This is a genomic window from Nitrococcus mobilis Nb-231, from assembly GCF_000153205.1.
In the GTDB taxonomy this organism is placed as follows: domain Bacteria; phylum Pseudomonadota; class Gammaproteobacteria; order Nitrococcales; family Nitrococcaceae; genus Nitrococcus; species Nitrococcus mobilis.
This window is the reverse complement of sequence record NZ_CH672427.1, coordinates 738,686-750,382: the sequence shown is the minus strand read 5'-3', so window position 1 is coordinate 750,382 and position 11,697 is coordinate 738,686. Positions and strand designations below refer to the sequence as shown.

The window sequence follows — 11,697 nt, the reverse complement described above, 5'->3', positions numbered from 1 at the left end:
TCGGGAGTGGTGAATCCCTTGCTATTCGCCACCTGCTCCAGGGACAAGAGCCCGCTTCGTGACAGGGGTACTACACGTGTCGCGCCCTCCTGACGATCGAGCTGGATCGGATAGCTTCGAACGCGAGCCAGGTAATGACTGTACGGTGGTTACGACCGTCGGCAAGGTGCCGCCGGGCGACTCCCCGTGGCAAAACGCCTGCCTCGTTGTGATCAACGGAATCGATCTGGGTAAAAAGTACGCTCTGCTCCAGGCCTCGATGCTCGTCGGCCGCTCCAATCAGGCCGACATCCAGATTGACGAGGACGCCATCTCCCGCAAGCACGCCGTCATCGAGGGCCACGAGGGTCGCTTCGTGATACGCGATCTCGAGTCGACCAATGGTACGTACGTCAACGATTGCGCCGTGCGCGAACACCCGCTCGCCGACGGCGATCAGGTCAAAATCGGTCGGACGATCCTCAAATTCTTGACTGGTAGCAACATTGAAGCGAGCTACCATGAGGAAATTTATCGGTTGACGACGATCGATGGGTTAACCCAAGTCTATAATAAATATTATTTTCTCAAGGAAATGGCACGCGTGGTGGGTCGATCGGTACGTTACGAGCGCGACCTGGCGCTGATCCTATGCGACATCGATTATTTTAAGCTGATCAACGACAGCTATGGCCACCTGGCCGGTGATCATGTCCTCAAGCAAGTTGCCCAGCACATTAAGCGTCATACCCACCCCGATGATATTTTCGCCCGGTACGGCGGTGAGGAGTTTGTAGCGCTGCTGCCCGAGCGCAGCAAGAGTACCGCAGTGGTGGTAGCGGAGAGCTTGCGGAAGCACGTCGACTCCGAGCCCTTTGAGTTCGACGGCGTGAGCATCCCGGTTACCTTGTCGATGGGCGTAGCCGACCTGCGTGAAGCCCGCCGCGCGCTGGGCGAGCGGGGTGGTATCAGCGAACACGACAGCAGCTGTTTTGCCCTCATCAAGCTAGCCGACGACCGGCTGTACTGGGCCAAACAGATCGGCCGCAACACGATCGTGGCCGGCTAGTGTAGTGCCCCGCCCTACTTGGCACTTATAGAACCCCAGGCCGGTGCCCGCGCAAGGCGGCGCTCGCCGGCAATGGCCGTCGCCCTTGTCATAGGAGGAGGCTGCGCTCCAACGCCCACTGGCCGAACGTGGCCCCGAGGAGAGCGAATTCCACCCACGCGATCACGGTGAGCGTGGCGACGAGCGTACCCACGATCAGGCGGTCACACCGCAGGGCCACTTCCAGTGCGCTGCCGACCACCGCTTGGCAGTCGCTGTGGGTGGGGAGCGCATTGAACTGGCAGGGAGACAGCCGTAGGCGCAGTTGCAGTGCATGAACTCCCGCCCCTTGATGCTCGATTTGACGTCAGTCATATTCCCCTCCAAGCCGTATGCATGCGACGCAGAAATCATAGCGCCCCCCTGATCGGCGGCTTACGAAGTCAACTCCCAAGGCAAGGTTCGCAGGCGGAGTCGAGGTCACGAGACCCATGCTGCCCATATAGCTTGAGGCTGCATTCGAATCGCCAAAACTCTGCGCTCCTACCTGCTATTGGCAACCCAAGCCGCCAGCCATGCTAACCTCGGCCGATTGCTGTTCAGGCCACAATAATGACATGACACCTGAATCGATCCTGAAAACAACATTCGGCTTCGATGCGTTTCGCGGCAGCCAGCAAGCCATCATCGAAACGCTCACGCGTGGCACCGACGCGTTGGTGCTGATGCCGACCGGCGGGGGTAAATCACTGTGTTACCAGATCCCGGCACTGCTGCGCCCAGGCTGCGGTGTGGTCGTCTCGCCGTTGATCGCGTTGATGGCCGATCAGGTTGCGGCGCTGCGTCAGGCGGGCGTTGCCGCGGCATACCTGAACTCCAGCCTCAGCGCGGCTGAGCAGCGCGCTGTCGAACAACAAATGCTCGTCGGTGCGCTGGATCTGGTGTACATCGCCCCGGAACGGTTGCTGCAGCCGCGCTGTCTCGATTTGCTCAACCGCTGCGAGATCGCGTTATTTGCGATCGACGAAGCGCATTGCGTCTCGCAATGGGGCCACGACTTCCGGCCGGAATACCTGCAACTGGCGGCGTTGGCCGAGCGCTTCGCGGATACGCCGCGCATTGCGTTGACGGCGACCGCCGATGGGCCGACGCGGTGTGAAATCGTCGAACGTCTGCGTTTGCACGAGGCGCGGCAGTTCATTCACAGTTTCGATCGGCCCAACATCTGCTATCGTGTGGCCGAGCGCGGCGGTGGCCGTGCGCAGCTGTTGCGTTTCATAGCTGAAGAGCATGCCAACGAGGCGGGCATCGTGTACTGCCTGTCGCGTAACAAGGTCGAGCAAACGGCGGCGTGGCTGCGCGAGCAAGGCATCGCCGCGCTGCCGTATCATGCCGGGCTCGACCACGCGGCGCGCGCCGCACACCAGCGCCGTTTCGCGCGCGAAGAGGCCCTGGTGGTCGTCGCGACGGTCGCCTTCGGTATGGGCATCGACAAGCCCGACGTGCGTTTTGTCGCACACTTGGATTTACCGGCGAGCATCGAGGGCTATTATCAGGAAACCGGCCGCGCCGGGCGCGACGGCCGGCCGGCGAATGCGTGGCTGCTCTACGGCCTCGCCGACGTGGTTCAGCGCCGCCGGATGATCGAACAATCCGAATCGAGCGAGGGGCGTAAACGCATCGAACGTCACAAGCTGGATGCGATGCTGGCGTACTGCGAAATCTGTAGCTGCCGCCGCCTTCATTTGTTGCGCTACTTCGGCGAACAGCCGCGAACGGCCTGCGGTAACTGTGATACCTGCCTTGCGCCGCCTGAGACCTGGGATGCAACCGAGGCGGCACGCAAGCTTTTGTCCGCAGTCTATCGGACCGGTCAGCGCTTCGGCGCTCAATACTTGATCGCTCATCTGCGCGGCGAGCGTGACGAGCGGGCCGCGCGATTCGGCCATACGCAGTTATCGACGTTCGGCATCGGTGCGGATTTTAGCCCCCGACAATGGGGTTCGCTGATCCGGCAGTTGGTGGCCTACGGCTATCTCGACGTCGACTTGGTCGGCTACGGTGGTCTGCGTCTCGACGAGCGGGCACGGCCGTTGTTGCGCGGCGAGCAAGCCTTGCGCTTGCGCCGTGATCGTAAAGCGCACCGGCCAAGCGCTCGGATCAAACGCCACACTGAGATCGCCGCTGAGGCTACACCGCTATGGGAGGCACTGCGTGCGCTACGCAAACAACTCGCCGCTGAACAGGGCGTTCCCGGATACGTCATTTTCCCCGACACCACCTTGTTGGAGATGGTCGCTCGTCGTCCGGCCAGCGACGCCGAGTTTCTGGCGCTCAGTGGCGTCGGCCAAAAGAAACTGGCGGCCTACGGTGCGCCTTTTATGCAGGTCATCGCCGTGCATGGCGCTGATTCGGTGAATGCGGTTGGACAAAAATATAAGAGTACAGGCAACCTTAAAAGGTAACATCCCATTGCAGTCGAGCGCGATTGTCATCGAAATCACCGCTGCCGGGGCGCTGGAGGGTCAAGCGGGATGCATCAAAAGTAAGCTTGTTGTTATGGCCCGAGAAAAACCAGTTGAGGGCTACGGTGAACTCCCGGCGAATATCGTTGGATTGATCCGTGTTCGGATCCACGAACGCGTAGCGAAAAGCCACCTCTAAGGGCTTCGGGATGGCCGAGATCAAATAATGAGGGAAATAACCCGCCTGGGAATAACTGCCTCGCATGTTGGTTTCCGTATCGTTGACCTTGTCCTTGATTTTCTTCCAATGGAATTCGTGCTGTATGGAAAGTCCACGATATTTAAAGGCAAACTCTTCCACTGCTTGATTGACCCGAAATTGTCCAGGCTCGGCAAGGTCCGGGTCCGTGAACCCATCCAGATTTCCACAGCCACTAGAGGACCAACGCGTGCAGCGGCTCTTGTTCGTCACGGCCGCGACCGCAATGCTGCCTGTGGGTTTTACGTGATATTCAACGTCGCTTTGAGAAAATTCTAAATCTCGGCCTAGGAAGTTCCATTGCAGTCGAGCCATATACATCAGGCTATCGTCATCATTGCTCGTTTCTCCTCGGCCCATTCCGGTAAATGCGCCGACGTAATACCGGCTGTCGACGAATGTTCCCGGAAACAGATGCCCATACAGCATGACACCTTGTTGCCGGTCGATCGTAAACTCCCGGTTGACAATGGATCGCTCGACGAACTGTTGCTTGCCCGAGGAGTCGACCCGCTCGCGATTGTAGTCAATTTTCCATTGGCCGACTTTAAGCTGCAGCCACTCGAAGCGCTCGAGCATTGCGCGCCAGTCCAGCAGGTTATTGCTGGGCCAATCGTATTCGAAATAGTATTTAAGCCACGGCCTATACCCATGCCCACCGACTTTTATTCGGGCCCGACGAATGTTGAACGTGGCTTCGTCTTCGTCTCTGAAATCATCAGGTGATATTGGATCTCCATCTCGGGGATAAGACGCTCTAAATTGGAAACGCGATTTGATGGTCGTCTCCCAATTTCCATCTTTGGTGGAGATGCTAAAGCCTGGGCGGTTATACTCTACTTTGACCGGGAAGCTCTCCTGAGGCTCGGAATCATTTTCTTGTTCTCCTCGGGCTTTCCCTTGCTCCGTTTTAATCTCAGCCCATTCATCTTTGTTTAAGATCCCTTTCTTGAGCAAGGTGTCTTCTACAGAAGCCGCTTTGGAATGTGCAGCAATGAAGACAAGTACTCCTCCTAGGATTGGTACCATTCCACTAAGGAATGATCTTGCAGAGATCAGCATTCAACCTCCTGATTTAATTAATAAAATTATTGTTTTGTTAATCTGTCGATGGCGAGAGCGTGGCAGGGATTTGTTGCGACACTGTGAAGATAAGATGACAAAATTGTTACGGGGTTACTTCCCGGGTGTTACACTTCAATCCACCCGCGAGTTTCTCGGTATGGGTTTTGGCCCATGCCCATGAAGGTGTGTAGTTGTGGTCAGGGGTTACACGGGTCCGGGTAACCCCTTGTGATACATGAAAGTTTGCCACGCGATCAAATTCAGTGCATCAGGTGGCCACGAAGCGGTGCTACCTCAGAGCTAGAACGAGAGATTCGGGACATCGAAACGGACAACTAAGGTAACCCCGACTGAATAATCAGGTGCCTGATCCGTGAGGCCCGCCGTTGCGGAAAAATCGAGAAATTTGCCGTGGCCAACGATCGAGGAGGCGCCGAACCCCAAGCTGGCGATCACTCGATCCGTACCGTCGATCGCCCGTCCGTCCACCTTTATCTTATCGACGAATGATTGATTGATAATCAAACGCAGTGAAGTCTCTGGGCTAGCGGCCAAGAGCGCCCCCACCGAAAAGCCGAGTTCGTCGCCTGGGTCGATGCCGTTTTTCTCAAAGCGTGTCGTATAAGACAGGCTGCCGATGAAAACCAGGGGATCTTGGCGCTTGGTAGCCGTCAATGACCCTGACAGCTCATTGAAGCCGCTGCCGAGTGGGTTGGCGGTATTGGTTTTACCGGTGTCCGTATCCCATGTCACCCTACCAATCAAGTTTGGCCACCACAGGCCTTCGCGCAGCAAGGCCTTAGCTAAGCCAAGCCGAAAATCACCGAAACTTGAACTGGAATCGCTGACCTCATTAGGCCCAATGCCACTGATTTCGGTTACTACTTTACTGTCGATGTATTGATAAGGAATACCGAATTCCACCTGGCTGTCGAAAGGCAGACCAATGCGGAGAAACAGATCCCCGATAAGAATGTTGCGCCGTACGTCTTGTTCTACGAGAACCGGGGTTCCTTGTTGGAGGGCTAGATTCTAATACTGCTACCTTAACGACCACAATTGTATATTGATCATGAAGTTGTGTGATTATTAAAGGCTAGGCTCTCGGAGCATTTCGGATAGAATTGATTGTGAGAAAACCCTCCCATCCGATCCCGAGAGCCTAGCCATGAAAAACTCTATTCGCTGCGCCCGCTCATGGCAAATCCAGCGCTTGAAGAGGTCCTTCCTACAAGTGCGCGGACTGCCGTTTTTCGATGTTTTATCCACCCGTGTGTTGAGCCAGTTCGCCGAACGCGCGTGCGGCGGGCGTGATCGGATATTCACCCCCTTGGTGGTATTGAAAGCCTTCCTCTTCCAGGTGCTCAGTCAGGACGGTTCGTGCAAACACGCGGTGGCGCGGGTGCTGTCCGAGCGGCTGCAAAGCGGCCAAAGCGCCAATTCCATCAACACCGGGCCGTATTGCAAAGCCCGCCAACGCCTGCCCCGTGCGCCCTTGGAGAACGCGGTCCGGGAGAGCGGACAGACGCTGCACCAACGCGCGCCTTCAGCCTGGGGTTGGCGTGGCCATCGCGTGGTGCTCGCCGATGGCACTACCGCACTGATGCCCGATACGCTCGATAATCAGCGTGAGTTCCCCCAACAGGGCAACCAACAACCCGGCCTCGGGTTTCCCATCGTGCGCATCGTGGCCCTGATTTCGCTCGGCGCGGGTGCTGTGCTCGATTATGCCCTCGGCCCTTATCAGGGCAAGGGCAGCGGAGAGAGCTCTTTGTTCAGCACCCTCCTGCACACCCTGCAGCCGGGCGACCTGCTACTCGCCGACCGCTACTACTGCACCTACGCGATCATGGCGTTGCTGGTCCACCACGGGGTGCAGGGGCTCTTTCAAAAGCATGCCCAGCGAAAGCCGCATTGGCACCGCGGCGAGCGACTCGGCGCCAAGGATCATCTCATTAAATGGGCCAAGCCGCCCCGCAAGCCCGTGTGGATGAGCGCACAAGACTACCTCAAGCTGCCGCCGACGCTGACCATTCGCGAGCTGGCAGTCAACGGCATCGTCTACGTCACCACCCTATCGAACCCCAAACGCTACCCCCGCCGCGCCCTGGCCGAGCACTACCGCTCACGCTGGACGATCGAGTTGGATCTGCGCAGCATCAAAACCGATATGGCCATGGAGCGGCTGCGCTGCAAGAGCCCAGAGCGGGTCAGAAAAGAGATCGCGGCTCATTTGTTGGCCTACAATCTCGTGCGCGCCAACTTGAACCGAGCCGCGCAGTGCTTCGAGAAAATCCCGCGCCAACTCAGCTTCAAATCGGCGCTACAATTGCTCAACAACGCCGCCTCCCAGCTGTTGCTACTGTCTGGAAAGGCACTGCAAGCTTTTGCCACCGCATTGCTGCAGGCGATGGCGTTGTCCCCAATAGGCCGGCAAAAACGCCTGCCACAACCCCGTGCAGTCAAACGACGCCCTAAGCCCTATCCCTTGCTCACCAGGCCCCGCCATGCGGCGTGCCAAGCCATCCGTCGGCCAACGAATTCGTTAAGGTAGCAGTATTAGGGCTAGATTCAGCTCATCCAGCTCGCTTCGCGTATAGCTGAAGCTGGGCTGAATTTCGGCCAGTCCAAAAGGAAGGAGCAGTGCGCCTTGCACGACCAGCGTCCGCTCCAGCGCCCGCTCGGCGGCTTCTTCATCAACCTGGAACTGGCCCGATGCTGTGGGATGCGCTTGATTGTGAGCCGCTGGGGGCGGCTGTGTGGAGGATTGCGGTTCGGCTGCCGTGGCCAGTGCCGGTAATTTCTCATTTCTCGGAGGCCAGCCGGGAGTCGTCGAGCTTAGCTTCGAGTGAGCAAGGGCGGGGGTAGCCATGGAAAAAACGGCAATCATGGCCACGCTTCGCTTCAGTTTGAGCGTGCGCCGATGCAGCAGGGACATAAAGTACTCTCAATTTTTAAGGCTTTTGTGTCGTATTTGGCGCGCTTTGCACCCCGGTGAGCCGATACACAATTACTAATGCTTCATTTGAAGTGCTGCAGCTTTCTATTCCGGCATTGGCTTGCTCATTTTGATGTCCGTATCAGTCTGTGGCTGGATCGATTTGGATAACAATGGCTCGGCTGCGAAATCCTAGGGAACGTCTGAACTATTCGAGCTGAAGTCAAACGCATTCGTCTCTGACGAGAGGAAGGGTAAAAATGCTCGGTTTCCCGCCGCCGAGTGCTGATTTACGGGGCCGTTTGACGCCGCTGAACCCCTTTTCGGAGCAAGCAGGCGGAGTTTGCCTGTCAGCTCGTCATCAGTTGCCTCCTCACCAGATACAGATTCGTCAGGCCGATCAGCGTGAACACCTGTGCGGCGTTCTTGGCAAGCCCCTTGTAGCGACCTTGGTGTAACCGAATTGGCGCTTGATCACCCGGAAAATGTGCTCCACCCGGGCACGGACCGAGGAGCGCTTGCGGTTGGTGCGCTTGTTCGCACCGGTGAGTTTGTGCTTGGAGCTTGCCTTCAAGGACACGCCCCAGTAGACACCCGCCCGGCGCGCCGCGCGCTTAACCCAAGTTTAACGTCCCCAAAAATAACTTCGCGATACTCAGAGAGTTAAGATCGGCCGCGGCGGCGAGTGGCACTACATTACGTTCATTTTATAAATCAGCGGGCTCACACGATTGTTTTCTGCACGCCGCCCGGGGCGGGATCGGCCCCGAGGGCCTGATAGATTCGCGCCTGATCGGGCTCGGCGCGGGTGGCCTTGCGCACGTGCAGGGTGCGGCCATCGCCGCGGTTGAACGTGGCGGTGACCCGGCACTGGCCGGCGAGGGTATCGCGTAGCGTGCTCCAACGCTCGCAGATGCCGTGGGCGGCGAGGCAGTGGCGGATGAGCTGGACGAACTGATAGGCGAGCACGGTGATGAACAGGTGCCCCTCGGCGCGCTCTTCCTTGTGATGGAAGATCGGGCGCAGGCCGAGCTCCGATTTCAGGCTTCGGAAGACCGCCTCAAGGTCGGTGAGCATGATGTAGGTGCGCCACATTGTCTTCTCGTCCCAGCCGGTCTCGTTGCTGCGCAGGCAATAGACGCCCGGCTCGGTGACCAGAGAGCCTTTCACGGGCAGGCGCTGCCAGTGGATCGCACGGGCGCGCTCGCCGCTGTCACCGGCGATCACTTCAATGTGGTAGTGCTGGCCGAGGCCGCGGCTTTTCTCCTTGAGCCGCCCGATGCGCTCCCAGAGCTTGTCGATGCGCTTGGTGGTGCCCCGCCGGCTGAGTCCGGTCGCAAGCTTGTCGAGCCCAGCCTCGAAGCGGTCCATCAGGCGTCCGGCGATCGCTTGCTCCTTGCGCACGCGGCCCTCGGAGCGACAATACAGGCGCACCCCCTGGCCATCGGCCGAGGGCACTTTGAGTAGCTCCACGGCCTGCCCGCCGGCGTTGTCGAGGGTGATGGCCTCTTTAAAATCGACCGCGCGGCGGCGCTCGCGGCTGACCACCAGATAGCGGTAGCCCTGCTCGGCCAGCCAGGCGAGGTTGGCCTCGGTGGCCACCCCGCGGTCCATGACCACAAGCGCGCCGGCGGGCGCCGCGAGGCCGGTGAGCATCCCCTGGAGGGTCTGCGCCTCGGCCGCATTGCCAGCGAAGACCCGCGAGCGGCGCACAAAGCCGCAGGCATCGAGCACCAGCGCCAGGGTGAGCAGCGGGCAGTCGCTGCGCCGCTCCTTGGAGTGGCCGTGGCGCGCGGCCGGATTGACCGGTGCCTCGCCCTCGAAGTAAGTGTTGGTCAGATCGTAGAGCGTGATTGTCGGGCGAGCGCGAACAGATCGCTCACCCGGGCGAACAGATGCCTTCGAGGACCGCGCGGTGGCGCAGCAGGATATCGGAGGTACGGTAGAGCTGCATCGGGCTCATCGCCTCGAAGTCCACCTCCAGCAGCTCGCCGAGGCCGCTGCGCCGGGCGAGCCACTGATACGTCGCCCGCTCCGAGCCCGGGGCGGCCATGCGGGCAACGATCAGCCCCAGCGCCGCCGCACGTTGCGGGCCGGTCAGCCCCAGCGCTTGGAGCTGCTCCTCCAAGCCCGCCTGGCGCAGCGCCCACAGGGCGAGCTGCTCGACGCCCACCGAGCGCGGGCGCACCAGTGAGAGCGAGTCCACGTCCACCGACTGCACGTCACCCCCACCGCCGGGTACACCGCCAGCATCGGCCGGTGCCGGCGTACCGCCCTGCTCGGCGAGCAGCCGCGCCGCAATACGCTCGGCCTGGCGCTCGACGGCGAGCGGGAGGCCCTTCCCCTCCTCGTCGAACAGCGCCGCCTGGCCGCTGAGCCGTTGCTCGATGCGCGCACACAACGCCGACCAGTGTGCCTGCGCCACTGGGAAGTGCCGCCCCAGGTTCAACAGGGTGCGCTGGCGGACCTTACCGGCGCGCCGCTCGGAGCGCACCAGACGATACGTGACATACGACTCGCCGGTGGCCGTGCTGCGGGTCTGGGTGCGGCGGATGAACATGCCCGCGAGGCTAGCGTGGGCGGGCGCTCCGCACAAGGGATAACAACAAATATTATGGCACTACATCCAGCGCGCCACCCTCGCCACTATACGAATCAATAACTTCTCTTCGCATACACGCCCAAATCAGCCCGAAATCAGGCAGAGAGCGTTAAAGATGGGTTAAGGGTGTTATCGACGTAGCCCTTATCACCAAAGACCGCGCGGTCGTCCTCGCGCAGCAGGCGCGGCAATTGGCTGATGTCCGAGGCGTTGGCTGCAGTCACCGAAACCGTGTGAGCAAGGCCGCTGTTGACATCGGCCCCCACGTGGATCTTCATGCCGAAATACCACTGATTGCCCTTCCGCGTCTGGTGCATCTGCGGGTCGCGCCGGCGCGCCTTGTTCTTCGTCGAGGCCGGAGCGTGCACAATCGTGGCACCGACCATAGTGCCGCCCTTGAGCAGCGCCCCGCGCTCGGCGAGCACGTCGTGGATTACGTTCATCATCTGGGCAGTCAGGCCGTGGCGCTCCAGCAGGCGGCGAAACTTCAAAATTGTGGTCTCGTCGGGCAGCGCGTCGTCGATGAGCTCAAGCCCGGCGAAGCGGCGCATCGACTCGATCTCATAGAGCGCATCCTCCATGGCCGGGTCGGAGAGCGCGTACCACTGCTGCATGAAATAAATACGCAGCATCGACTCAAGCGGCATCGGCGGGCGGCCACGCCGGCCCGCCTTGGGGTAGTGCGGCTCAATGAGCGCCACCAGTTTTGCCCAAGGCACCACCTGCTCCCTCTCGGCGAGAAACTTCTCCCGGCGCGTGCGCCGCTTCTTGGCCGCAAAACTCATCGAAGCAAAGGTGGTTTGTTTCATCGGTTCCGCCTGGGTCGGTGGCAATGCCGCAATTATACTGGCGTGGCCGGGAATAGTTCAGAGCCTCCCTAGTTAGGGATAAACACACTTAATTTAAAATTAAATGTGTTGGCTTTTTATTAACTTAACATTTTCGTTAATCTGCGCGATGATCACATGGTGAATTAGATTTACTGGAAATTTTTTTATGGTATGGCGCGTCGGTGACTATACTCGGCTAAGCAAAATTTAATATCATTCAGTTAGTAAGTAAGAGCATGCGCGATTCATGAGACTTCCGAGCTTAATATCGCTTAAATATTTCGATGCTAATATGGCGACTACTAAAGACGTGTACTATACTCTGCAAGTTAAAAATACATTAAATATATATCAAACAAAATGATTACACATACTAATACTAAAGTTGTATTAAACCAAGCACCACAAAATACTGTGGGTGCGACGTGTTGTGAGGTGGTTCACAAACGGAACTTGCAGATAACCAGTGACCGCCAATGCCGAGAGGCGTAATAGCCAAGGGGTGAGTGAA

The 11,697-nt window shown here is 58.9% G+C and carries 7 protein-coding genes and 3 pseudogenes; 3 read left to right on the top strand and 7 right to left on the bottom strand.

Features of this window, described 5'->3' with window-relative positions; genetic code table 11:
* Positions 1 to 145: 145 nt before the first annotated feature.
* A complete protein-coding gene (locus NB231_RS03505) occupies positions 146 to 1,048 on the top strand; it encodes a GGDEF domain-containing protein (RefSeq protein WP_004999795.1) in 903 nt (300 codons plus the stop codon).
* An 88-nt stretch (positions 1,049 to 1,136) separates the two neighbouring features.
* Here NB231_RS03505 and NB231_RS19990 read toward each other — a convergent pair whose 3' ends face one another.
* The gene (locus NB231_RS19990) at positions 1,137 to 1,268 is read right to left on the bottom strand and encodes a hypothetical protein (RefSeq protein WP_269593338.1); all 132 of its coding nucleotides are present in this window, start codon (positions 1,266 to 1,268) and stop codon (positions 1,137 to 1,139) included.
* Positions 1,269 to 1,644: 376 nt separating this feature from the next.
* On the opposite strand from NB231_RS19990, the gene recQ reads away from it, so the two are divergent.
* On the top strand, positions 1,645 to 3,492 hold the full coding sequence (gene recQ / locus NB231_RS03500) for a DNA helicase RecQ (RefSeq protein ID WP_004999791.1): 1,848 nt from the start codon (positions 1,645 to 1,647) through the stop codon (positions 3,490 to 3,492).
* On the opposite strand, the gene NB231_RS03495 is transcribed toward recQ, so the two are convergent.
* Together NB231_RS03495 and NB231_RS03490 are read right to left on the bottom strand one after the other, a co-directional pair.
* Complete coding sequence (locus tag NB231_RS03495; protein ID WP_198007227.1) at positions 3,482 to 4,813, bottom strand: OprO/OprP family phosphate-selective porin; 1,332 nt, start codon at positions 4,811 to 4,813, stop codon at positions 3,482 to 3,484. The genes recQ and NB231_RS03495 overlap by 11 nt on opposite strands.
* Before the next feature lie 303 nt (positions 4,814 to 5,116).
* A complete protein-coding gene (locus NB231_RS03490) occupies positions 5,117 to 5,740 on the bottom strand; it encodes a transporter (protein WP_004999787.1) in 624 nt (207 codons plus the stop codon).
* Positions 5,741 to 5,984: 244 nt separating this feature from the next.
* Between NB231_RS03490 and NB231_RS03485 the strand changes: the two genes are divergently transcribed.
* The gene (locus NB231_RS03485; RefSeq protein WP_040661712.1) at positions 5,985 to 7,370 is read left to right on the top strand and encodes an IS4-like element ISNmo2 family transposase; all 1,386 of its coding nucleotides are present in this window, start codon (positions 5,985 to 5,987) and stop codon (positions 7,368 to 7,370) included.
* Here the strand turns inward: NB231_RS03485 and NB231_RS03480 are convergent.
* From NB231_RS03480 to NB231_RS03470, 4 genes and pseudogenes are all read right to left on the bottom strand, one after another.
* Positions 7,362 to 7,754 carry a hypothetical protein gene (locus NB231_RS03480; protein WP_004999784.1) on the bottom strand — a complete coding sequence of 131 codons (393 nt, stop codon included), beginning with the start codon at positions 7,752 to 7,754 and terminating at the stop codon, positions 7,362 to 7,364. The two genes, NB231_RS03485 and NB231_RS03480, sit on opposite strands and share 9 nt — an antisense overlap.
* 350 nt (positions 7,755 to 8,104) lie before the next feature.
* Positions 8,105 to 8,373 (bottom strand): annotated as a pseudogene (locus NB231_RS18250) (transposase); the annotation flags it as partial.
* A 104-nt stretch (positions 8,374 to 8,477) separates the two neighbouring features.
* Positions 8,478 to 10,314: pseudogene (locus tag NB231_RS20415) on the bottom strand (IS1634 family transposase).
* Positions 10,315 to 10,478: 164 nt separating this feature from the next.
* Positions 10,479 to 11,165 (bottom strand): annotated as a pseudogene (locus tag NB231_RS03470) (IS5-like element ISNmo4 family transposase); the annotation flags it as partial.
* Between the last annotated feature and the right edge of the window lie 532 nt (positions 11,166 to 11,697).